This is a genomic window from Planctobacterium marinum (assembly GCF_020687805.1).
In the GTDB taxonomy this organism is placed as follows: Bacteria; Pseudomonadota; Gammaproteobacteria; order Enterobacterales; family Alteromonadaceae; genus Planctobacterium; species Planctobacterium marinum.
Window position 1 is genome coordinate 93,450 of sequence record NZ_JAJEWQ010000005.1, and the last position, 20,732, is coordinate 114,181.

Consider the following 20,732-nt stretch of genomic DNA (forward strand, 5'->3'; position numbering starts at 1 on the left):
TGCCCTGGCTCTTTGGGGAACAGCAAAAAGGCCCTGACGGGCCTTTTGAATCAAAGTGATTAAAACCTGACGATTTTACTCGTCATCTTCGGCTAAGGTCATCAGTGAGGTGTTACCACCCGATGCCGTGGTATCGATACTGATGGTTTTTTCAGTCACCAGACGTTGGATCAGGGTATCGTTATACTCGGCACTGATCACCGGTAAAATCGCGCCTTCACGCTCTGCCAGCTGCTTGCTGAAATACCCCATTCGGGCACTGTTACTGTCAACCACAGCACCTGCGATATCTGCATGATGCAACAGCGCATTCAGCTTATCGTGTTTAACCACCTGCAACACGCCTTCGGCACCACCGCACTGTATCAGTTTGTCCTGAATGGCTTTGGCCTCTTCAAAAAACAAGTCTGATACTGCCGTGATTACCGTATTACCTACCGCCAGTGCTGACACGATAGACATCAACCAGAAGCTGAATACCGTGTCTTTATCGGCGTAACACACCACGCAACCACGAGGCTCCAGATATAACAGGTTGGATTCGCCTGTTGGGCCAGGTAAAACCTTGGGCTTTTTCAGCATTTTCTCGATGCGGGTTAACTGCGAGCGGGAATCCGACAGGGATTTCGCCAGGTCGTCAGCCAGCTCCTCGACGATATCTACCGTGGCGATTTTGGCCAGCAACTGACGCATCACCGAAATACGGTCATTCAGAGCTGTGGTACGCCAGATACGTTCCGCTTTCAGGGCCAGTTCCATAATGTTGTCAACGTGTTCCTGGGCTGCGCCCAGTTCCACCATGTCAATATTGGCCTTGGTTTCGTAGTTCATATCCTCTTCGTCAGGCGTGTGCTTTTCTCTTACCAGACGCGTCAGATAGTTAGGGCCACCCGCTTTAGGACCAGTACCAGACAGGCCGCGTCCACCGAATGGTTGTACGCCAACGATGGCACCAATCATGTTGCGGTTAACATAAATGTTTCCGGCACGTACCCGGGCCGCCAAATCTTCAGCGCGATCTTCAATACGGGTGTGAATTCCCATAGTTAAACCAAAGCCGGTGGTATTGATTTGCTCAATCACCTCATCCAGTTGTGACTCTTTAAAGCGGATCACGTGCACAACCGGCCCAAATACTTCTTTTTTCAGTACTGACAGGTTGTCTATCTGATACAGACGCGGTGCAAACAAATTGTTGCCATGTGCCATTTCCGGCAACGGACATTCATACAACAGCTGGCCTTTATCTTTCATGTATTCCACATGATCGTTCAGGGCTTTTAAGGCTTTGGCATCAATGACAGGCCCAACATCGGTGCACAGATACTGAGGATCACCTACCGTCAGCTCTTTCATGGCACCGGTGATCATTTTCAGTACGGTATCGGCAATGTCTTCCTGTAAGAACAACACCCGCAACGCTGAACAGCGCTGACCGGCGCTTTGAAAACCCGACTTAATAACATCGTCGCACACCCGCTCTGGCAAGGCAGTGGAATCTACCACCATACAGTTTTGGCCACCGGTTTCGGCAATTAGCGGTACCTGTTGACCACCGCGCTCCGCCAGAATTTTTGAGATCAGGGTGCCAGTGGCGGTCGAACCGGTAAACATGACCGCCTGAATGCGTTCGTCATTTACCACGTTTTCACCCACTTCTTTACCCTGGGCAATCAGCAACTGCACCACATCATCCGGCATGCCCACTATCTTCATCAGTTCGATGGTTCGCAGCGCAATCAGACTGGTTTGCTCAGCCGGTTTTGCTACCACCGTATTGCCGGTCACAATCGCTGCGGCCACCTGGCCCAGGAAGATGGCTAACGGGAAGTTCCAGGGACTGATACACAGGATGGGGCCACGAGGCTCCATACGCTCATCTTTTGCCAGTTCTTCGGCACGGGCCGCGTAATAACGACAGAAGTCAACGGCTTCGCGCACTTCGTCGATACTGTCCTGAGTCAGTTTACCGGCCTCTTTAATACAGATAGCGATCAATTCGTCGCGGTGACGTTCTAAAATATCAGCGGTTCTGCGCAGTAAATTCGCCCGCTCAGTCACCGGCGTTTCAGACCAGTCGGCAAACGCCATTTCAGCGCGGCTGACAATGTCTTTCATATCCTCTGCGCTGTGATATTTAAGGTGACCCACCAACTCACTGTGATTTACCGGGTTCAGCACTGCCACTAATTCCGCCTGTGCCGCGTTGGCGCTCTTGATGTTGTCTTTTACCCAGGCATCCAGGTTTTCTTTCAGCGGCATCAGATGATTGATGTCGGTGAGATCCATGCCTTTGGAGTTCTCGCGTTCTTCACCATAAATGGCGATAGGCATGGTGATATTCATGTTTCGCTTGTTGCGCAGGTCCTGCAATTTTTCCACCGGGTCCGGCAGTAATTCTTCCACCGGTTTGGTGTCATCAACAATGGCATTAACGAACGAGGAATTAGCACCGTTTTCCAATAAGCGACGTACCAGATAGGCCAGCAGATCTTCGTGCTGCCCTACCGGCGCATATACCCGACACTGTACCTTGTCGTTCAACACTACCTGGTCGTACAAAGACTCGCCCATGCCGTGCAGGCGCTGGAATTCATAGCCCTGATTGTTTTCTTTAGCTAGTTCTAAAATCGTCGCCACGGTATAGGCGTTATGCGTAGCAAACTGCGGGAAAATCACATCTCTGGCGGCCATCAATTTGATAGCACAGGCCTTGTAACACACGTCTGTCGTGGCTTTACGGGTAAACACCGGAAAATCGTCCAGTCCATCTACCTGGGTAGTTTTAATTTCGGTATCCCAGTAAGCCCCTTTGACCAGGCGCACCATCATCTTGCGGCCTACGCGGCGGGCCAGTGCTTCCAGCCATTCGATGACGAATATCGCGCGTTTTTGATAAGCCTGAACAGCCAGACCAAAACCCTGCCAGTCACCCAGTTCCGGGGCGGAAAATACGGTTTCTATAATATCCAGTGAAATATCCAGACGGTCGGCTTCTTCGGCATCCACAGTAAAACCGATATCGTATTCTTTCGCTGCCAGCGCCAGGGCTTTCAGGCGCGGTACCAGTTCAGATTTAACCCGCTCGCTGTGGGTAAACTCATAGCGGGGATGAATAGCGGATAATTTTACCGAGATACCAGCACTTTTCACCGGGCCTTTACCCTGCGCGGCTTTACCTAACGCGTGTATGGCCTTGAGATAAGCATCATAGTAACGTTGAGCATCGGCCATGGTGCGGGCACCTTCACCCAGCATATCGTAGGAATACACATAGCCTTTGGTTTCGGTATCTTTGGCGCGCTCAATGGCTTCATCAATATTGGTGCCCATGACAAACTGCTTACCCATGATTTTCATGGCGTAATGTACAGAAGAGCGAATAACCGGCTCACCTAAACGGCCAATAGTGCGCTTTAATACGCCAAATTGCTGGGTTTTCGTTTTGTCAGAGTAGTTCACCATTTTGCCGGTGACTAACAATCCCCAACTGGAGGCATTCACGAATAGTGAATCACTGTTGCCCAGATGCTGACTCCATTCCCCTTTAGACAGCTTGTCACGGATAAGCGAGTCCTGGGTTTTGCGGTCTGGTACACGCAGCAGCGCTTCGGCCAGACACATCAGTACCACACCTTCTTCAGAAGACAGGGAGTATTCATTCAGCAACGCATCGACACCGCCTTTACCATCTTCTGCTTTACGAATATTTAATACCATCTGACGGGCGCGTTCCCAGGCGCGACTTCGCGCAGTCACACCTACTTCGGCCAATGGTAATATATGTTCGATGACCTGCTCTTCATCGATACGGTAAAAATCTCTGATGGTTTGTCTGAGCTGACAGCTTGTCGTGAGATCGTCTTTGACTAACATTATACCCCCAAAAATTGCGTTGCATTTAACCGTGACGCGGGAGAAAGGCGTTACCGAAATTCTCCTGAATCCAACTGCTTTTCAATCCCTATTTTAGGGCGGGATTGCAAAGCGGGGGGAGCATAGCGGCAACTGGCTAAAACCCAAAATAGTTTTTGAATACCCATTTAAACATCAGCGTAAATATAATGCTACGCAAGTCACCTGTTTTGGATTAATGAAGCCGAATTTTAATGCTGCTCAGATTAATTTAAAGACATTACCGCTACCGCCTCGCTTTTCCAGTCGTTGCAAAGCGGCATCATACTCGGCCTGACTTAACACCTGCTCATTGAGCAAGAAATCCAGATGTTTTTGATACAGCTCCACTTGTTCTGCGTGGGATAAGTTGCCCGGATAACGAATAGATTCGATGCGCTCGCTCAGGTCTTTGGCAAACTGTTCCAGTTGGGACTTATTGTGCGGGTATTGCGGGATCTTAAACATTTCATCGCCGTCATCCACCCGGAAAAACACCACAGAAGGCGTAAAGCTGGCATTAAAAAACCACAGAGCCACCAGCGCCGGCGGTAAAAACAGAATAGTCAGTACCATTAGCGGTTGACTGAAACGCGCCGGGTTTTGGGCATAACCCAGCAAACAAAAGCCAATAATCAACAACAGAAAGAGCGCGGCGATACCCGCCGCCAGATTAATGCTCTTATTAAGCCCTGGTCGGGGATTGATTAGATCCAACGGAAAAGTTTGCGACTGACTTTTAAACAAACTCTTGTAGTGCATGTGCACATCGCGGTTCCCTTCCACCTCAATACGCATGGTGCGGGAAAAAGGCAAAGTCTGAGTAAAGTGCAGAGGTTTAAATACAGGCATCAAATAGTTCAGTTATTGTTGTTCAATATGAGCATATACCCGGTAGTAGCGAACTGCAATGTATCAGGGGATCACTGGATCGGGAATACAGGAGCAGAACCTGACACTACGGGTTTACACGTTTGCTCACCTCTGTCTCCCTTGAACTATTCACCTGATTGTTTAAGCCACTGTACTGCCACTGCAATAATTTTGTCCTGCGGGACTTCCTCATCCACGTTTACGCCATGGCTGTAGGTGTTTTTATCCTTGTCTGCCATTTCAGAGACAGTTAAATGCAACTGACTGCCGTTGCTGAGTCTAAATGTTCTGTTTGCAGTTGCCTGACCACAGGAATTTTTGCCAAAAACTCTGACATTATCACGTTGTTTAAAGGAAATGAGAGTAGCTTCTCCGGAACTGGCTGTATTATTGCTGCTCAAAACGGCAATTTTGGGCGTGGCATAAGCTAATTTATATGGCGATGCCACCGTTACTATGGGCTTGCCATTTAAAACCGATGCGCCATCCAGATAACCCCAACGACTTTCATGTTTGTTGATAAAGTATCCGTAATCTCCATTGCCAAGCAGTGGGCCTATTCCCGCGATCATTGGCCACATATTGCCTCCAGTATTCCACCTTAAATCAATAATCCATCCATGCAGATCAGCACTATCTTGCTCGGATATCTTCCTTTGCAAAGCGAAGGCAAATAGTTCCTTTTCCCATGGATCAGGGGAAGTAAAGCCATTTACTCTGATATAGCCCACCTTTTCCAACTTTGGGATTGTTCTGTCGATGTGTTCGCCACATTGCAAATCACTATGATAAGCAACCAACTGTCCTTTTGCCGTTCGCAAGGAGGTATGGTTTGTATCTAAAAGCTCGAAAGCCCGCTTAATTGCGGGATAGGTTGCTTCAATGGTATGCGCGTCTTTGGCCAAACTATCGACTTTCTGCCTGAGTTCCGACCAATCTACACGCTCTCTGGTTATCGCATGTTGGCGCAGTAAGCCCATGATTTCATTAACATAGTCTTGTGGAGGTGTTGTTGATTGTGCGCGAGCCAATGCAACCACTGTTTGAGCCAGGAAAAGCACCGACAAGGCGAGAAAAATTGGAACTCTAATATGCACCTCCGGTTTACTCCTTGATATTTTACAACAAAACGATTCGTTCTATGGTGACTGGCTCAGGCAAACTTAGCCTGGGTTGCAGGGCAACTACCAGGGTGATGAATTGTTTATTTTTGAGATGTGTTTGCAAAGTCTGCTGCTCCTGCTGAGCCAGTTTCACATGCAATTCTTGTCCTGTATCAGATTGGGTATCCATGCCATAAAAGGCGGCTGTCGCCAGATAGCTTTGCTCGGACAAAACCGAGTCCAACGGACTGATATGAATGTCCAGCACACCGAGTTGTTCAACATTGTGTAATCCTTGCAAACACACGTATTTTGGAATTGCTGCTGCAAGCGGTTGCTGTAATTGTAAGCTGACAGGGAAAAGAGTGTCTTTCCCCCGAAGAATGAGTGGCTGAGACGAACTGGCAATCCAGGTGTCTTTAACAGTATCTGACATTACTTAAATGAGCCACATTCCGGTATAGAACAGGGCCAGAGTATAGCACATTGCGCTTACCAGAGAGGTGCGTTTGGGCAGTTTAATGCGTTCATACAACAATAAACAGGTAACTGCCAGCATTAACCCCAAACTATGTCCGGTCAGCATCATAGCCAGCATAATAACCCCACAACTTGCGAAACAGCGCTGCGCTTTATACCAGCCAAATTTAACCGATCCCCGCATTGCACCCCAAAAGTCTATCGCCAGTGGTTGTCCTGCGGTACAGGCATATACCGCCGACTTACGCATTCCCGACTGACAATACAGTGCCGCCCCCAGCCAGATCAAACCCGAAAAAGGAGTGGTTTCTTTTATCCAGGCTGGCCAGTATTCTGCAATCCACACCGCCGATGACAGCAGGACACCAACCGCAATCAATAGTGCTCCAACCAACCACCAAAGCGCGGAATAGCCGATAAAAACCGCCAGCCAGGCATAAGGATGCACATATCGCGGCAGCATTTCCCTGATAAAGTTAACAGCACCGCTAAGCATGGGCAACATCATGGCATACACCATCATCAACCAGGTAATTTGCTGTTCAGTAAAACTGACCTGATGAGCATGGTGATGATGGTGATGACTATCCATGGGCTGCAACCAGACATAGAAGTAATACAACCAACACAATATAGACACAGCGAGCAAATACCAGTGGGGCTTAAGGGTATATACACCACTTAAGCCGGCTCCCGGTACTTGCCTTTGTGTTTTAGCGTAGTTCACTGTGCAGACTCACCCGCCCGACTTTCACTTTCTCACCCTGACGCGGCAGTTGTGGTTTAAACTGAAACGATATCTTGTCTTCACTCCAGCCCTTTTGCTTGCTGAGCCGCTCGATGACCTGAGTCACATCAAAGGCGAAACTCAAGCCGCTACCATCATGATCCAAACCGGGTGTTGATGCGTCTTCAAGACCAAACAACCCGAGACTGCCCACAAAGTGTTCATCATCCAGCGCGGCACTTCCGTCACCACTGATAAAGATATCAACCGGGCAGGGGTTACCGGTTCCGGTGACGTTGTTGACATGCAGTACTCGTTTTGGTGTTTTACTTTGATTAACAGAGGCTCTTGCCGCCATGGAAACCCTGGATTTGCGTCGCCCCTGTGGCACCATATTCAATGCCAGAGCAGATAAATCATGACTCAGATCGGTGTTGATGTTGCTGGCTCCAACCACATCCATCACATTTTCAGCAGCCCGGCCCGGTGGGTTTGGACTCTCGGCATCCATCTCCGGGTAGCCAGGGCTGTAGGTGTAATTGAGCTGCTCTGTGGTGCGCACATCTTTGACTTTTAAAGTCTGCACCTCACCATTTTCATCATGAAAATCAAATTCAAAGTTCAGCCAATCTGAACTTGCCGGGTTGCTGTGCCCCGCCGACTCCACCCACACCTGCCACATTCTGTCGATATTGGCATGATGTAACCAAAATATGGGATCCAGCGCTGCTGTTTTGGTATTGCCCATTGCCCCGTTGATATAACCGTGCACAACGTCGTGTGGTAACTGCTCCAACTGGCCTTTTTTACCGCCTGAGACGGCAAACCCGGTAATACCTCCGCCAAAATTTACATCTTCAGAAGTATTGGTAAATACGGTTTCATCAAGGGCTGGCCAGGGGTTTACGTACCTTTTTTGCAATACATAGTTTACCCGACCCTCCAGCCACAACCCCGGATAATCGGCGTTTTTGCCCTGGCTGTCACCAAACGCAGGAGGTATGGTCATCGCCTGTTGTTGTTCAGCTATGCTGATCCCGGGCCTGAACGCTTCACAATAATTCCAGAAGGGAAGCGTCCATCCGACAGGACCACCGGCTTCCACTACCGCTTTTGCCACCGTAGCTTCAAAGTAGTACAGATACATGCGGTGCCAGGGTAAGAAAAACCAGGTGCCGTGCTGGCAATTATTCCAAAAGCCGCTGTCGATAGTGGATTGTTTAGGTGGGTAGTCTGTAGCCACTTCCCAAAATTGTTTGGTACTGGTGTTTATTACATAGCCGTGGACAGCCCCCCAATACCACCAACTGGTTGGATCGTTAATACTGCGCTGCTTCATCACCTCTACGGCTTTGGAATACCAATGCAGCGTCATATCCGATGCAGATAACTCATACACATTCTTTCTGACTTTCATCCTTTTCTCCTTTTGAATATGCCAAAATGTGAATCAGCAAAAACACAAAGGTAGTTTAAATTACCCAAAAAGCAAGATTAATTTCCTTTTTCAGACTGAAGGCATTTAAGGTACTCAGCCCCCTGATCACGTCATTCTTCGATTCAGCAGCACGGCCCCTGGTCCCGCAGCGGCCAGTTCATCGTCTTTGTTGTACATAGGGCAGTTTTTCATGGATAAACAGCCGCAACCGATACAACCGGTGAGTGAATCCCGAAGGGCTGTCATGGCTCTGATGCGTTGATCCAATCTCTCCCGCCACTGTTGAGCCAGCTGTTGCCAGTCTTCCTGCGTGGGCGTACGCATATCCGGTAAGGTTGCCAGGGTTTGTTTTATTTCTTCCAGACTAATTCCCAGATTTTGCGCTGCTTTAATTAACGCGATTCGACGCATTACATCTTTGTGATAGCGACGTTGATTGCCGGCATTGCGGGAACTGTGGATCAGTCCTTTTTGTTCGTAAAAGTGCAAAGCAGATACCGCAACGCCACAGCGCTTGGCCACTTTTCCTGGCACTAACAAAACTTCCGCCATTGGCTTGTCCTCAGAAAAGTTAAAAAAATTAAAAAAAACCTTTACCTCAACTTAACTTGAGGTTTTAGCATGACACCCAACTTAACACGAGGAACCTAAAAATGAACAGTAAAAAGCCCGTCTGGCGACTTGCCGCAAGCGTTTTAATCCAGTCATTGCTGTTGGCCTGGCAGAATCCTACATTTCACCAGGTGTCAGCGCGCAAATAATTTTCATCAGAAAGGAGAAGGACAATGTATTTAGAGCATTTAAATATGGTAGTGACCGACATGCAGCAAAGCTTAAACTTTTACCGCGCAGCCTTTCCGGAGTGGAAGGTACGAGGCGGCGGTTCAGATGACTGGTATGGCAAACCCCGCAACTGGTTGCATTTTGGCGATGATAAACAATACCTTGCCTTATCTGACCACGGGGAAGGTCAGATTCGGAAGCATCAGGGGGCGCAGCCCGGATTGTCACATTTTGCTTTTGTCGTCAGTAATATCGATGCCGTGCGTAAAAGGCTGGTTGAGGCAGGATTTGAAGTCAGCAATCCAGGTAACCCTACAGAGCATCGCAGCAACCTGTATTTCAGGGACCCGGACGGCTTCGAGATTGAGTTTGTAGAATATCACAGCGACCTGATGGCGCAGCGCAATGATTATAGTTAGAACGCATTTCCGGGAGCAACATACCGTGGGGTCAACGAATACATATCCAGGTATTGTGCCACTCTCGGAGATTGATGGTGATTTGGTGATGCACCATGGGGTAACCAATGGTGCCAGATAATCAAGTCCCCCGCTTCGGCCGCAATCGACTTATGGGGAAATTGGTAAAAGTCCACCTCATTTGGATCTGTGCCAGAAGGCAAACTGTTGATCCAATTTTGATAGTTAAGATGAAACCCGGGGCATACAGTAAACGCACCTTGATCTGCAGCTACGTCGTTGAGATAAACGATCCCCTGTGTTTTAAAGTGCATAGGGAAGTTAAAGTCGACATCCAGATGCAGCTTCGGTCCTTGAAAGCAGTGTTTGTGGCTTTCCGGAAAATTAATACTGTATTGGTCTCGGGTAATCACCAGATCCTGACATTGCCAAACCTGTTGGAATGCGTTTAAGGCGATTTTCGATTGTCGAGCGATTTCCAGCTCAGGCAAATCAAATTGTCTTTGCCAGATGGGCCCCTTAGGAAGATTGTGCCAGGATTCACTATCGTCTAAAGCGAATCCTTTGCGTTGCGCGAGACTATTTGCAATATCCAGCGCAGTTTCCCGAGCTATAATATTTTTGACAATGACATAGCCATACTCTTGCCAATGTTCTAAATCAGAAGAAGACAAAGGTCCGGGAAGCGATTGGTGTGAGTTCTTTTGCAGGTTTTCTGACGACGCTAACCAACTGCCAAGTAATGAACAATACCGGTTTGCTGAAAAGCTTTTCTGTTGTTTGAGTTCTCGCCAGAGCTTTTCCGCATTTGCGTTACAGGAATGTAGCATGTTCATATAAACCTGCATTCCCAAGCCAACAGCATCAGAAAGCGCACGTGAGTATAAACAGTCCCGAAGATCACCATTAGATTTGTTGAAGTAAACCTCTATTTGTCGTTGCAGAAAAGCTACCGCTTTCTGTTCGTCTATCATCTCAGTTTTTCCATGCGCCAAATCCACAACTAAACTCCATTTAAACAGAGGCTTTAACAGGCATTACTTCTTCTTTTCTGACACCCACAGGTTAATTGTGCCTTTGACTACCACTACATCATTTTCATCGTAGGCCGTTACCGCTACCGGTAAATCTCCCACCTGCCAGTGGTTGTTGGGCAAAACGGCTTCGCAGCGAATATCAGAACCCGCTTTGGCAGTATAGTCTACTGTCATGCCTTTGGGTATCCAGCGCAGGTGTTTGGGTATTGAAGCTTCAGCCATGAAGCCCATCGCCATTTCCAGACCATTACAAATTGCGATAACGTGCACGGTTTTTATGTGGTTTTCCACCGAACGGCGCTTCTTAATAAAGCAATGACATTCACCGGGAGCCAGTTGAGTGATCAGCGGTTTGATCGTGGCAAAGTAGGGCGCTTTGCGGCAGGCAACAAAAGAAAACAACCGGTTTCCCATGGGATACTTTTGCAAACGCTTATACAAACGCATTAAATAATTATCAGACATGGCTAATATCTCCAGATTAATTGCTGCGACATTAACACGTCCGACCAGTTAAATGAAGTCTTAGTTATCGTCCTTTTTGGGTTCCTGCCAGTCCAGGTAATAGTTGAGCTCCCCACTGTTATACATGCGCTGCATTTCATCCTGAAACGGTATCAGGAATACAGTGGCTTTCGCAGATTGGCGGGCCATCGCCAGGAACGCTGATGGCACCTGAACTTTATATACCGCAGGCTCCAGCAGTTCGGCATAACCGCTGCGCTCGACAGCGATAGCAATGGCCTGGTCGCCCCCCATCACGGTATCCAGCCGGCCTGACACCAACATTTTGAACAGTATATTAAATTGCGCAGATTCATAACGCTGAATATTCAGCGCGTTATCCACTTGCGCAAATAGCCGGGCGCCTTTTTCTTTGCCGACAATTTTATTGTCCAGATCAGCAAAGGTGCGAATGCGTTCAGCTTCGCCGGAACGAACCCAAAAAGCGATGTTACTCCGGCTATAAGCGGGTTGAATGAAGTGTAAAAAGGCCTCGCGTTCCTGAGCATGGCTAACCGAAGTCAGAATATCCACCCGTCCGGCTCTGGCCAACTCCAGACAACGTATCCACTCACAAGGTGAAAAACGGATTTGCAAATTGAGTTTATCTGCCAGATGCAGCACCAGTTCAACGTCGCGGCCACTAAAGCCTTGCTCCTCATAAACTGAAAAAGGCGGGTAATTGGGGATACCGTAAACCAAATAGTTTTCCGCTTGCGCAGCCTGCAAGGATTGCGCAATCCAATGTAACGACAGACAGAGTATTATCGGGATCATACGGGTCATTAGTAAAGCGTAATAGATTCTGCTTAAAGGGCAATATTCAGAGAAGAAACTGCGCAAAAATTGCTTTAAACTGCTCTCTTAAATCTTGTCCTGGCACAAGGATAATGGAGTAGAAATCATATATGACAAATAAAGCAAGTACTTACCCTGTCGGCACCCCCGGAATCCCGTGGGGAAAGTCTGAAAAAGCACAATGGCTGGCATTACAAAATATAAAGCGCAGCTACCAGCAAGAAGTGCTGGATAAAATAAGGTCTTTGTCGTCTCAATGGCATGTGGAGCAATATGGTGCGTTGAGCTACGACCTGGCGCGCTACCCGCTGTTTGTACTGACATCTGCGTCGTGGCAAGCATCCAAACCGACAGCTTTGGTTACCGGCGGAGTCCACGGTTATGAAACCAGCGGGGTCCACGGGGCTTTGTATTTTCTGGAACATTGTGCTCAAAATTACACAGACAGTTTTAATCTGATTGTCGCGCCCTGTATCAGTCCCTGGGGTTATGAAACCATCAACCGCTGGAACCCGGCCGCGGTGGATCCCAATCGCTCTTTTACCCCCGGCGCACCTTCCGAAGAAACTCAGGCCATCATGGACTACCTGAATAAAAACAATATTAAACCTTTGGTTCACGTGGATTTACACGAAACCACAGATACCGACAACTCTGAATTTCGCCCGGCACTGGCAGCCAGAGATGGCGTGACACATGACAACTGGGATATTCCTGATGGATTTTACCTGGTGGGTGATACAGAACGTCCGGAAAACGCATTTCAAAAAGCCGTTATCGACAATGTGGCTAAGGTAACCCATATCGCACCTGCCGATAAAAATGGCTGCATTATTGGCGCGAAAATCACTCAGTTTGGGGTAATTGAGTACCAATGTAAGAAAGCCGGATTAAGCACCGGTATGACAGACGCGCCGTATGTCACCATTACCGAAGTGTATCCCGACAGCCCGAAAACCGACCCGCAAAATTGTATTGAAGCCCAGGCTGCTGCGGTCAATGGTGCCCTGGATTACGTACTGGCGAATCATACATTTTAGCGGCAAACAGATAATTTTATCGTCAGCATAAAAAATATTCGTTTTTCATTTTGACCATAAACAGTTAATTTTTTGCGCACATTAAAAGTGTTTCAGATGGTCTGAAACACCTGTTAACTGAGATACGAAATGAAATTCAAATGGTTGTTCTTACTTGCAACTCTGTCTGCTGGCGTTAATGCTCAAGAGATGCCGGATGCTGGCTTTTTGCAAGACACACTCGATTATTGCGTCGAGTATTACGAAGGTGAAGAAGTAACTGACAAAACCATTTTGGGTTGCGTTAACGAAGAGTTAGACGCCTCTGGTTATGCTTCTTTTCCTACACTACAAGCGGTAAAAGACTTTATCGCTCAGAATAAAGAAGACTAATCCAGCCTTTCTAAGTGCGCCATAGCCTGTTCGGATTTGGCGCACATATACCGGGTTATGCGACTATGGTCCGGTTTCCAGCCCATTAAAAATCGCTGATAGTCAGCCCAGGCAAATGCCAACAAGCGACGCCATTCCGCCTCCAAAGCAGTAAAATCAATTGACTGTTGATAGTGATTTAACGCTGCTTTCAGCTGTTCAAAGTAAAAATCTTCATACTCTTTAGACTGTCGCTGCAGTGCTTCGTTGTCCAGACTGCTGGCCAAAAGCAGTGCCAAATCTTTCACCCCAACACCACCTCCCACGTACTGAAAATCCAGTGCGGCCACCCGAGTGGGTTCACCAAAACAAAAGTTAGCCAGCTTGGCATCGCCATGGATCAGGGTTGTAAATCGGGCATTGTTGAGCTTTGCATCAATTTCATTTGCACGACTTTTTAGCAAGCCTGCCTGCATGTTAGCTAACTCATCAGGCCGGGTGCCCAGGTGCCAGTAGCCGCCGACAGGCCAAAGATCGCTACTGGTATGTTGCATAAAGCGTGCATGAAAATACGCCAGCCAGCGCAAACAAGCATACAGTACTGAACCATCATCCTGAGTGTGTCGGCGGGGATACCCGGCAGCGTCGAGATCTTCTAATATCATGGTCGCTGCACTCGCGGTTTCAGGGTCCGCCGGGCGCCATTGCGGCACCCGGCAGTGTGCATCACACAAGGCGGCGTAATGCTGATAGAAGTGCTGTTCAATCCGGTAGGACTGCAGTTTTCGCTGCTCGCTCAGGCTGCTGTTCCAGCCTCGCGGGTGTTGCATCACTGTAGGTGGCGCAACTCTTTTCACGATAATGCTGTGCCCGTCACAGTTGCGATAACGAGCGATCTCACCAAAACCACTCCACAAAGGCTGCAGTGTTTCTGAATATTGATATGCCACTCCCTGAATGACCACCGGATGGTTTGCAGGCGACGCGACCTGCGGCTTTGAGTTGGGGAAATCTGATGTTGCCATGGTAACTGTGACTGATGATGTGGCGCTCATTGTACTCTTTTTGTCTCAGAATGTTACAACCGCACCTGTGTAATTAGACAGCCCTTAGCCATTGTGCTTAAATTTTCGATTACAACGATAATAAGGAACACCTTAATGAAATCTGCACTCTTATCATTGGCTGTGGCCGGCTCACTGCTGGGCTTTGCCGCCCACGCTGAACATCATAGTCAAAACAAAATGCTCACTGAAGGCATCGATCCCAATCTCACTAGTGAACAGATCACTAAACTCTGTGACGACATTTTGGCTCAGGCCCAAACCAGTTTTCAGGCATTAGAAAACAGCAGCGGCCCGGCGACACTGAAAAACGTGGTGGGTGCCTACGACCAGATCATCGACAATATGATGCCGGTGAGACACGTTTGGCATATTCGCGCAGTACACCCTGAGGAGTCTATTCGCGATGCGGCCAATGCCTGTAGCGAAAAGCAATCTGACTTCTTCACGCAAACCGGATTATCCAAAGGCTACTATGACCGCGTAGCGGCCATCGATTTAAGCAAACTGGATAACACTGAGCGCTTTATGGTGGAATCCGCACTTTCCGATTTCAGGCGTGCCGGGGTGGATAAAGACGAAGCCACCCGCAATAAAATCCGTGCCCTGCAGCAGGAAATTACCGAAATCGGCAACGAATTTAACAAAAATATCCGCAGTGATGTGCGCTATGTCGAAGCCACAGTAGAGCAACTGGATGGCTTACCGCAAGATTACATCGACAACCATCCTGCCGACGAAAACGGCATCATCAAAATCTCCACCGATTATCCGGATTTAAGCCCGGTAATGACTTACTCCACCAGCGACGAATTGCGCCATAAACTCAGAGTGGCCGCCCGTTCCAGAGGTTATCCGCAAAATGAAGCGGTGCTGAAAAAGCTCATTGAGAAACGCCACGAACTGGCCAATATCCTGGGCTTTAAAAATCACGCAGAGCAATCCATGGACGACAAAATGATTGCTACCCCCGAGAATGCCCAGGCCTTTTTAAACCGGGTTGGTGGCGCACTGCAGGAGCCGGTAGAAAAAGAACTGGCGATGTTACTTAAGCGCCTGCAAAAGATTAACCCCGACGCTAAAGAGGTTCAGGTCTGGCAGGCCAGTTATCTGCAGAACCTGATCCGTCAGGAAGATTACGCCCTGGACTCCAAAGAAGTACGGGAATACTTTCATTATGAGAAAGTACGGGACGGCATTTTCGGTCTGACTGAAGATTTGTTTGGTGTGGATATTCAACCCTGGGAAACCGCCACCTGGCATGAGGATGTCGAAACCTACCAGATTATGGAAAATGGCAAATTGCTGGGACGATTCTACATGGATAACCATCCTCGCGCCGACAAATACAAACACGCAGCCCACTGGACGTTGCGCCCGGGTATCAAAGACAAGCAAATCCCCCTGTCAGGCCTGGCGCAAAACTTCCCGCGGGGCTTAATGGAGCACGGCCAGGTAGAAACCTTTCTGCATGAATTTGGCCACCTGATCCACAACATGTTTTCCGGCACGCAAAATTGGTACGCCATCACAGGTATGAGCATGGAACGCGACTTTGTTGAAGCGCCATCACAGATGCTGGAAGAGTGGATTTGGGATTACGATACGCTGAAAACCTTTGCTTCTAACGAAAAAGGCGAAACTATTCCTAAAGAACTGGTGGCGAAAATGAATCGCGCCCGTGATTTTGGTCTGGCAACCGGCACAGCCACGCAAATCTTTTATGCTAACTTGTCGCTGAATTACTATAACCGTGAGCCTGATTCTTTTGAGTTAGATCCGCTGATGTTAGATATTCAGAATAAATTTGCCGCCTACCCGTATGTAGAAGGCACGCATTTTTACGCCAATTTTGGTCATCTGAATGGGTATAGCTCCAACTACTATACTTATCAATGGTCTCTGGCCATTGCCACGGATTTGTTCTCCCGCTTTGAAAAAGAAGGGATGCGCAACAAAAAAGTCGCTGCCGACTATCGCAACATGGTGTTAGGCGCAGCCGGAAGCAAACCTGCTGCAGATTTCGTGGCGGATTTCCTGGGCCGCGAATTCAGCCCCGATGCTTACATCAAGAAGCTGCAATCCTTATAAATAATTCCGGGTGAGCGCCCTGCTCACCCGCTTTGTTTGTCGAACACCGATCTCTTCGCGTTTTCCCTAGCTGAGTCTCTATAACTGCTGTGAAAAAATTTCACAAGCCAGGTTAAATATTTCAAAAACCACGTCTACAAGACACTCAACGAAGGAATAAAAATCCCGTTAAACCGTTGAATTATTGGGAGTTGTAAGATTTTTCCTGAGTTGGTGTGATATCTGCAATCAACGGAAACGGGAGTTTAACAGTCTCCCGATGTGATACTTATTTTTCCGGAGGAAAAACCATGACGATATTTAAATCACTCTTTTTTAGTTCGCTCATTCTGTTGCTGGCTTCTTGTGCCTCAATGCAGCCAACCCCCTACACGATGGCGCCCGAAAAAGGCGACTTTGGTTACACGCACACCAAGCTTACTGACACCAAATACCGGATCACGTTCCGCGGCAATCGCGTTACCGACAAGGAAACCATCAGAGATTACACCTTGCTGCACGCCGCAGATCTGACTCTGGAGCAGGGTTACGACTGGTTCTACATCGACAATCAAGATATGGAAACCAATAAAAAACGCGTTCAAACCGGTACCAATGTGGGTGCCACCACAACCGCCACCAGCACGCGATGTGGGTTACTGGGCTGTACCACAGTGCATCACCCGCATTACACCGGCGCAATCATTGAATCGGAAGAGATCACAAAAGACCATGTGAACGTAATGACTGTGTCTATGGGTAAAGGTGAACCCACAGACCCCAACCGGGTTTATGATGCCAAGGCACTGGCAAAAAACATTCGCTCGACAATCTAAAGCGTTTTGATCTAATAATTAAACACGCAGTAAATACGGCAGGTAACAATGAAACAAGGACTCTCAGGTTCCACCCATTTCAGGGCAATTGTCCTGCTGTTATTCACCCTGACGGCGGGGTTGACTGGCTGTGCCAGCCAGCCTTCGACGGCTCAGCACTGTCCGGACCCTGCCCCGCGTGAGCTAAACGACGACAACATTGTGGTGACTACCTCTCAGGGCACCACAGAAGTAGAACCCACCGTGGTGGGATACCGGGAGCCTGAATCGGCAGATCCGGCCTGCCTGTATTACGAAGACCGGTTTGAGGGCTTTAACCGTGCAATGTTCAGCTTCAACGACAGTCTGTACCGTTGGGTTCTGATCCCGGTTGCTGATGGCTATGTTGCAGTTTTTCCCGAGCCCGTGCGCAATTCAGTGGGCAACTTTTTCAGTAATATCCGGGAGCCGCTAAACCTGATCAACCACAGTCTGCAAGGCGACGGCGAAGCAGCCATAACCACTTTGGCCCGCTTTGCAGTAAATTCCACCCTGGGTATTTTGGGTTTGTTTGACCCCGCCAACCACTGGCTGGATCTGCCGCAGCAAAAACAGACCTTCGCCGACACCCTGGATTTTTATGGTGCTGAACCGGGAAGTTATCTGGTGTTGCCTGTGCTGGGCTCATCAGATGTGCGCGACGGTGTGTCAGTGGCAGTTGAAGGTTTGGCCAATCCCCTGCACTACGTGAGTGACGATCCGGAAACCACGCTTTTGCTGATTACGCAGGGCGTCCACGATTTTAGCCAGCAATCTGAAACCTATCAGAAGCTCACCGAACAGGCGCAAGATCCTTATGTCTTTTTCAGAGAGCTGTACCTGCAATCACAGATGCGTGATGACGCCACCAAACAACCCAAAAAGGACTAAGCAATGCGCCAGTTTAATCGTTTTGTCATTGCCAAACCCTGGCTGATAATCAGTCTGTTTTTAGCGGCTGCGCTGGCAGCAGGCTATTTTGCGCCCCAATTCAAAATTGATGCGTCAGCCAATACCTTGCTGATGAAAAACAACAAAAACTATATTCAGACCAAAATAGTGGCAAACCGGTTTAACCCGGTGGAATTTGTTCTGGTTGCCATAAAACCTAAAGAGCAGGGGGTTTTTAGCGAACCCACTTTTAATCTGATCACCCAGCTCAGCCAGCAGTTTGCTGAGATGGACAGAGTGAGTAGCACCACCTCCATTTTGAATGTGCCGCTGCTGTCACAAATTTCCGAGCTGAATGCCAACATTAATCCCGACGACTGGACCTGGCAACAGCAGCGTTACGCCCCGGAAAAAATGGCCACCATTTTTGATAATCATCCCTTGTTCACCGATTTGCTGGTCAACAAATCACAAACAGCCACCGCTATTCAAATCGTGTTTCAGGATAACCCGGCGCTGGCCAAACTGGACGCAGAAATTTTAGCCATTGAAAAACACGCGTTAACCCGGACATTGTCAGACCAGGAAAATGCCCAAATCGCACAATTAGAGGCGCAGGCAGATGTCATAACCCAACAACTGAATAAACAACGCCAGGCAGAACTGCAAAGCCTGTACGATGTAGTGGCTTCCTATCAGCACGAAGCAGAGTTTTTCATTGGTGGCTCTCATGTATTAGGGCAACAGTTAGTGGAAATCATCAGCCAGGATCTGCAGTTATTTAGTGGTATTATCGCGGCCACCATCGCCGCCTTGTTGTTAGTTCTGTTTCGCCAGCTGCGCTGGGTTGCACTGCCGGTAGCGTGCTGTGGCATCAGTGTCCTGTTGGCCATCGGCGTGTTCGGCTTTTTCGATTTACGCACCACGGTAATATCCGCTAATTTTATCGCACTACAAATAATCCTGACCCTGGCTATCGTGATCCACCTGAGCGTCGAATATTTGCAATTAAACGCTGACAACAAAACCGAACAGCACAGTGAACTGGTCAGTCAGACCATTGGCAATAAGTTCAAACCCTGTTTATTTGCCGGATTAACCACCTCTGTCGGCTTTGGCTCGCTGATATTTAGTGGAATTCAACCGGTGATCAGTTTTGGCTGGATGATGATAGTGGCGATGGGTATTTCCATTTGTGTCAGTTTGCTGCTGTTTCCGGCCCTGTTAATGCTCTTCGGTGTATCGAAACGCCAACCCGAACACACGATTATCAGCAATCTGATGCAAGGTTGTTATGGTTTCGTAGTGCGATTTCCCAAACTCATTTTGCTGGCGGGCTTGCTGTTAGCCCTGTTTGCCGGCAGTGGCTTTATGCGTTTGAACGTCGAAAACAGCTTTATCAATTATTTTGCCAAGTCCACCAGGGTTCACCAGGAACTGTCGTTTATTGATAAAGAGTTTGGCGGTTCCACTCCGCTGGATGTAATTTACCAGATCCAGCCAGCGGAGAATGCCAATAAGGACCTGATTTTAACCGCAAAGGATATCCAGAATTTGCAGGTTATACAGGCTGTATTACGTCAATATCCCGCAATGGGTAACACCTCATCGGTGGTGAACTTTACCCAATTAGCCAAACAAATTAACAACAATAAACCCCTGACCGAATACGAATTATCGGCTTTGTATATGCTGCTGGATGACTCCCTGAAAGACAAACTGGTGCAGAGCTACTTTTCTGAAGAACACCAGCAATTGCGGATCAGTGCCCGCATTCAGGATACAACCGAAAACTTCACCCGTACAAAATTCCTGGCCTCGTTGCAGCAAGATATTGAGGCGCAAGGCATTGATGAACAGCAGTTTTACATTACTAACTTATTTGTTTTATATCAGGATATTCTAAAGCAGTTGTACCAGTCACAAATCCTGACTCTGGGTTTAGTTTTTGTGGCACTGACGCTGGTATTGCTACTGGTGTTTGGTTCGATTAAGGTTGCCCTGATTGCTGTGATTCCTAACATTTTAACCACCGCCGGTGTGTTAGGTGTCATGGGCTGGTTAAACATTCCACTGGATATCATGACCATTACTATTGCTGCCATTGCCATGGGGATCGCGGTAGACGACACCATCCATTTCGTGCATCGCTACCTGCAAGGTCAAAAGGCAAACTCGGCGTCTGATGCTTTAAAAGACACCTTTCACAGCACCGGCTTTGCGCTGTTTTGCACCACAGTGGTTATCGCAGCAGGATTTTCTCTGTTGAGCTTTTCGGATTTTGTCCCCAGCGTCTTGTTTGGGCTATTAACCGCCGTCGCCATGCTGCTGGCCTTTGTTATCGACCTGACATTACTACCGGTGTTACTGAAGCGCTTTGTCACTGTGAAATAGTCAGGCTGTCGC

General features: G+C 48.2%; 18 protein-coding genes. 7 read left to right on the top strand and 11 right to left on the bottom strand.

What is annotated here, in order from left to right; translation table 11 throughout:
* Positions 1-75 precede the first annotated feature (75 nt).
* The 7 genes from putA to soxR form a co-directional block, all read right to left on the bottom strand.
* Complete coding sequence (gene putA, locus LJ740_RS16665) at positions 76-3,876, bottom strand: bifunctional proline dehydrogenase/L-glutamate gamma-semialdehyde dehydrogenase PutA (RefSeq protein WP_229530258.1); 3,801 nt, start codon at positions 3,874-3,876, stop codon at positions 76-78.
* 240 nt (positions 3,877-4,116) lie between these two features.
* Positions 4,117-4,746 carry a hypothetical protein gene (locus LJ740_RS16670; RefSeq protein WP_229530259.1) on the bottom strand — a complete coding sequence of 210 codons (630 nt, stop codon included), beginning with the start codon at positions 4,744-4,746 and terminating at the stop codon, positions 4,117-4,119.
* 146 nt (positions 4,747-4,892) lie between these two features.
* Entirely contained in the window at positions 4,893-5,864 is a 972-nt protein-coding gene (locus LJ740_RS16675) for a S41 family peptidase (RefSeq protein WP_229530260.1), read from the bottom strand.
* Between the two features lie 22 nt (positions 5,865-5,886).
* Positions 5,887-6,306 (bottom strand): hypothetical protein, encoded by a 420-nt coding sequence (locus LJ740_RS16680; protein WP_229530261.1) that lies wholly within the window; start codon positions 6,304-6,306, stop codon positions 5,887-5,889.
* A gap of 3 nt (positions 6,307-6,309) precedes the next feature.
* A complete protein-coding gene (locus tag LJ740_RS16685) occupies positions 6,310-7,077 on the bottom strand; it encodes a copper chaperone (protein ID WP_229530262.1) in 768 nt (255 codons plus the stop codon).
* Positions 7,064-8,494, bottom strand: a complete 1,431-nt coding sequence (locus LJ740_RS16690) for a tyrosinase family protein (RefSeq protein ID WP_229530263.1) — start codon at positions 8,492-8,494, stop codon at positions 7,064-7,066. Before LJ740_RS16690 ends, LJ740_RS16685 begins: the two co-directional genes overlap by 14 nt.
* A gap of 126 nt (positions 8,495-8,620) precedes the next feature.
* The gene (soxR, locus tag LJ740_RS16695; RefSeq protein WP_229530264.1) at positions 8,621-9,067 is read right to left on the bottom strand and encodes a redox-sensitive transcriptional activator SoxR; all 447 of its coding nucleotides are present in this window, start codon (positions 9,065-9,067) and stop codon (positions 8,621-8,623) included.
* A gap of 233 nt (positions 9,068-9,300) precedes the next feature.
* On the opposite strand from soxR, the gene LJ740_RS16700 reads away from it, so the two are divergent.
* Positions 9,301-9,717, top strand: a complete 417-nt coding sequence (locus LJ740_RS16700; protein ID WP_229530265.1) for a VOC family protein — start codon at positions 9,301-9,303, stop codon at positions 9,715-9,717.
* Here the strand turns inward: LJ740_RS16700 and LJ740_RS16705 are convergent.
* The 3 genes from LJ740_RS16705 to LJ740_RS16715 all read right to left on the bottom strand — a co-directional run bounded on the left by LJ740_RS16705 (position 9,714) and on the right by LJ740_RS16715 (position 12,044).
* Positions 9,714-10,691 carry a phytanoyl-CoA dioxygenase family protein gene (locus tag LJ740_RS16705; protein WP_229530266.1) on the bottom strand — a complete coding sequence of 326 codons (978 nt, stop codon included), beginning with the start codon at positions 10,689-10,691 and terminating at the stop codon, positions 9,714-9,716. The genes LJ740_RS16700 and LJ740_RS16705 overlap by 4 nt on opposite strands.
* Before the next feature lie 63 nt (positions 10,692-10,754).
* A complete protein-coding gene (locus LJ740_RS16710) occupies positions 10,755-11,219 on the bottom strand; it encodes a hotdog fold domain-containing protein (RefSeq protein ID WP_229530267.1) in 465 nt (154 codons plus the stop codon).
* A gap of 60 nt (positions 11,220-11,279) precedes the next feature.
* On the bottom strand, positions 11,280-12,044 hold the full coding sequence (locus tag LJ740_RS16715; RefSeq protein ID WP_229530268.1) for a substrate-binding periplasmic protein: 765 nt from the start codon (positions 12,042-12,044) through the stop codon (positions 11,280-11,282).
* A gap of 122 nt (positions 12,045-12,166) precedes the next feature.
* On the opposite strand from LJ740_RS16715, the gene LJ740_RS16720 reads away from it, so the two are divergent.
* Both LJ740_RS16720 and LJ740_RS16725 read left to right on the top strand, forming a co-directional pair.
* The gene (locus LJ740_RS16720) at positions 12,167-13,096 is read left to right on the top strand and encodes a M14 family metallopeptidase (protein ID WP_229530269.1); all 930 of its coding nucleotides are present in this window, start codon (positions 12,167-12,169) and stop codon (positions 13,094-13,096) included.
* A gap of 129 nt (positions 13,097-13,225) precedes the next feature.
* Positions 13,226-13,468, top strand: a complete 243-nt coding sequence (locus tag LJ740_RS16725) for a hypothetical protein (RefSeq protein WP_229530270.1) — start codon at positions 13,226-13,228, stop codon at positions 13,466-13,468.
* Here the strand turns inward: LJ740_RS16725 and LJ740_RS16730 are convergent.
* Positions 13,465-14,502 (bottom strand): phosphotransferase, encoded by a 1,038-nt coding sequence (locus tag LJ740_RS16730; RefSeq protein WP_229530271.1) that lies wholly within the window; start codon positions 14,500-14,502, stop codon positions 13,465-13,467. The genes LJ740_RS16725 and LJ740_RS16730 overlap by 4 nt on opposite strands.
* Positions 14,503-14,607: 105 nt before the next feature.
* Between LJ740_RS16730 and LJ740_RS16735 the strand changes: the two genes are divergently transcribed.
* From LJ740_RS16735 to LJ740_RS16750, 4 genes are all read left to right on the top strand, one after another.
* Positions 14,608-16,602 carry a M3 family metallopeptidase gene (locus LJ740_RS16735; protein ID WP_229530272.1) on the top strand — a complete coding sequence of 665 codons (1,995 nt, stop codon included), beginning with the start codon at positions 14,608-14,610 and terminating at the stop codon, positions 16,600-16,602.
* 290 nt (positions 16,603-16,892) lie between these two features.
* The gene (locus tag LJ740_RS16740; RefSeq protein ID WP_229530273.1) at positions 16,893-17,417 is read left to right on the top strand and encodes a CC0125/CC1285 family lipoprotein; all 525 of its coding nucleotides are present in this window, start codon (positions 16,893-16,895) and stop codon (positions 17,415-17,417) included.
* A 48-nt stretch (positions 17,418-17,465) separates the two neighbouring features.
* On the top strand, positions 17,466-18,326 hold the full coding sequence (locus LJ740_RS16745) for an MlaA family lipoprotein (protein WP_229530274.1): 861 nt from the start codon (positions 17,466-17,468) through the stop codon (positions 18,324-18,326).
* Positions 18,327-18,329: 3 nt separating this feature from the next.
* Positions 18,330-20,720: an efflux RND transporter permease subunit gene (locus LJ740_RS16750; protein ID WP_229530275.1), complete on the top strand. Its 2,391-nt coding sequence runs from the start codon at positions 18,330-18,332 to the stop codon at positions 20,718-20,720.
* The last annotated feature ends 12 nt before the right edge of the window (positions 20,721-20,732 follow it).

Coding starts and splice junctions, on each gene's coding strand:
- LJ740_RS16740 (WP_229530273.1), top strand. CDS start 16,893: ATGACGATATTTAAATCACTCTTTTTTAGTTCGCTCATTCTGTTGCTG.
- soxR (WP_229530264.1), bottom strand. CDS start 9,067: ATGGCGGAAGTTTTGTTAGTGCCAGGAAAAGTGGCCAAGCGCTGTGGC.
- LJ740_RS16690 (WP_229530263.1), bottom strand. CDS start 8,494: ATGAAAGTCAGAAAGAATGTGTATGAGTTATCTGCATCGGATATGACG.
- LJ740_RS16705 (WP_229530266.1), bottom strand. CDS start 10,691: ATGATAGACGAACAGAAAGCGGTAGCTTTTCTGCAACGACAAATAGAG.
- LJ740_RS16715 (WP_229530268.1), bottom strand. CDS start 12,044: ATGACCCGTATGATCCCGATAATACTCTGTCTGTCGTTACATTGGATT.
- LJ740_RS16735 (WP_229530272.1), top strand. CDS start 14,608: ATGAAATCTGCACTCTTATCATTGGCTGTGGCCGGCTCACTGCTGGGC.
- LJ740_RS16750 (WP_229530275.1), top strand. CDS start 18,330: ATGCGCCAGTTTAATCGTTTTGTCATTGCCAAACCCTGGCTGATAATC.
- LJ740_RS16680 (WP_229530261.1), bottom strand. CDS start 6,306: ATGTCAGATACTGTTAAAGACACCTGGATTGCCAGTTCGTCTCAGCCA.
- LJ740_RS16720 (WP_229530269.1), top strand. CDS start 12,167: ATGACAAATAAAGCAAGTACTTACCCTGTCGGCACCCCCGGAATCCCG.
- putA (WP_229530258.1), bottom strand. CDS start 3,876: ATGTTAGTCAAAGACGATCTCACGACAAGCTGTCAGCTCAGACAAACC.
- LJ740_RS16700 (WP_229530265.1), top strand. CDS start 9,301: ATGTATTTAGAGCATTTAAATATGGTAGTGACCGACATGCAGCAAAGC.
- LJ740_RS16730 (WP_229530271.1), bottom strand. CDS start 14,502: ATGAGCGCCACATCATCAGTCACAGTTACCATGGCAACATCAGATTTC.
- LJ740_RS16710 (WP_229530267.1), bottom strand. CDS start 11,219: ATGTCTGATAATTATTTAATGCGTTTGTATAAGCGTTTGCAAAAGTAT.
- LJ740_RS16670 (WP_229530259.1), bottom strand. CDS start 4,746: ATGCCTGTATTTAAACCTCTGCACTTTACTCAGACTTTGCCTTTTTCC.
- LJ740_RS16725 (WP_229530270.1), top strand. CDS start 13,226: ATGAAATTCAAATGGTTGTTCTTACTTGCAACTCTGTCTGCTGGCGTT.
- LJ740_RS16745 (WP_229530274.1), top strand. CDS start 17,466: ATGAAACAAGGACTCTCAGGTTCCACCCATTTCAGGGCAATTGTCCTG.